This window comes from Archangium sp., from assembly GCF_036388035.1.
In the GTDB taxonomy this organism is placed as follows: domain Bacteria; phylum Myxococcota; class Myxococcia; order Myxococcales; family Myxococcaceae; genus Archangium.
Genome location: NZ_DASVSO010000528.1, coordinates 1 through 2,120 on the forward strand (window position 1 = coordinate 1; position 2,120 = coordinate 2,120).

The window sequence follows — 2,120 nt, forward strand, 5'->3', positions numbered from 1 at the left end:
GTGCAACAGAACTACGCCCGGACGCCCCGAGTCCACGAGTCGGTCAACCTGGCGGACCTGGTGGAGGACTCCCTGCGCATCAACGCGGCCGGGCTCACCCGCCATCAGGTGAAGATTCAACGCCACCTGGCGGACCTGCCGCCCATGCTGACGGACAAGAACAAGCTGTTGATGATCCTGGTCAACCTGGTCAGCAACGCCAAGTACGCCATGGATGGCGTACCCGTGGCCGAGCGCATCCTGACGGTGAAGATGGAGCGCCTGCCCACGGACCACGTCCGCATCGCCGTCCAGGACAACGGCATGGGCATCGCACCCGAGTTGCTCACGCGCATCTTCCAGTATGGCTTCACCACTCGTGAAGAGGGACACGGCTTCGGCCTGCACTCCAGCGCCCTGGCGGCCCAGGAGTTGGGTGGCTTGCTGTCCGTCCACAGTGACGGGCCAGGCAAAGGCGCCACCTTCACACTCGAGATTCCCTTCCACCCAGCCCAGGAGACGAAATGAGCCAGGCCAGCACGCAGGCCTCGTCCAAACCCCGAGCCTCCCTGGCCCGCTCGACGCTCCTCACCATGGGCGCGCGCATCGGGGTCATCATCGCGCTGACCACGCTCGTCAGCTACCTCCACATGCTGCACACCTTGCGCACCGAGGCGCTCGCGCAATTGGAGCAGCATGTCTCGGAGCGCATCCAGCGTGAGGAGACCATCTTCCTGCTGGCGGAAGACAACCATGTCGTCCTCAAGAAGGCCCTGGAGGAGAGAATCCGGGCCCTCACCGCGGAGGAGGTCAGCGCTCGCTTCGACAAGCTGTTCGTGCACCTGCCCGACGGCTCGGTCCGCAACCGCCCCGAGGGCTTCGACGGCACGCGGATGCCGGGGGTTTTCGTTCCCAAGGGAGTCCCCGTCGATCTGGACATGCGCCGCCGGCTCCTGGCCTCGTATGACGTGCTCACCCAGTACGCGCCCGCCTTCCATGTCCGTTTCACGGACACCTTCATCACGCTGCCGGAGGGACCGATCATCATCTACTGGCCCGAGCGCCCCACCTGGTGCCAGGACGCCCAGCCCGACTTCTTCGTCACCACCCAGGAGTACTTCCCCACCAGCCTCCCCGAGAACAACCCGGAGCGGAGGACGGTCTGGTCCGACGTCAACACGGATGAAGTCAGTGGCAAGTCGATGTCCTCGTCCACCACGCCTTTGGACGTGGACGGCCGCCATGTCGCGTCCATCAGCCAGGACGTCCTGCTCGAGGAACTCGTGTCCCGCACCGTCAACGACCACCTGCCCGGCGCCTACAACGTGCTCCTGGGCGACAACGGCAAGATCATCGCCCGTCCCGGACTGAGCAGGGCTGGCGCCGCCAACAGCGACATGCAGGGCGACACCGAGGAGCAGCAAGCCCACCTGCGGAACATCGTCGAGCGGGTGAAGAGCCGCTCGCCCGAGCAGCATGTGCTCGAACTGCCAGAGCATGGCGAGTACCTCGCCATCGGGAAGCTACGAGGCCCCGGTTGGAACTTCGTCACCGTGCTGCCCGAGAGCGTGGTGTCCCGGCCCGCCATCCAGGCCGCCCGCTACGTGCTGCTGCTCGGCCTGCTCTCGCTGCTGCTGGAGCTCATCATCATGTACTGGGTGCTCAAGGAGCACATCACCCAACCGCTGCTCGCGTTCTCCCAGGCCACCGACAAGGTGGCGGCTGGGGACTTCAACGTCGAGATTGACACCTCCCGCCGGGACGAGCTGGGACAACTCGCCCAGGCCTTCCGGCTCATGGCCGACAAGGTCCAGCGCCGCGAGGAGGAGCTGCGTCAGGCCAACGAGGGACTGGAGCAGCGCGTCGAGGAGCGCACCCGTGAGCTCAAGGACGTCCACATGCAGCTCGTCAAGACGGCCCGGCAGGCGGGCATGGCGGAGATCGCCACCAACGTGCTGCACAACGTGGGCAACGTGCTCAACAGCGTCTACACCTCCGCCCAGGTCGCCAAGGAGCGCGTGACGGGCATGCGTCTGGAGCACGTGGGCCGCGTGGCCAACATGCTCCAGGAGCGCCAGGGTGACCTGCCCACCTTCCTCTCCCAGGACGAGCGCGGTCGCCACCTCATGCCCTTCCTCAAC

At 65.9% G+C, this 2,120-nt stretch carries 2 protein-coding genes; both read left to right on the top strand.

The genetic code is table 11. From position 1 onward, the window contains the following. A partial coding sequence (locus VF697_RS21320) for a HAMP domain-containing sensor histidine kinase (RefSeq protein ID WP_331097790.1) occupies window positions 1-507 on the top strand: 507 nt, incomplete at its 5' end. Window positions 508-572: 65 nt separating this feature from the next. After that, on the top strand, window positions 573-2,120 hold a 1,548-nt coding region (locus VF697_RS21325; RefSeq protein ID WP_331097792.1), incomplete at its 3' end, for a HAMP domain-containing protein.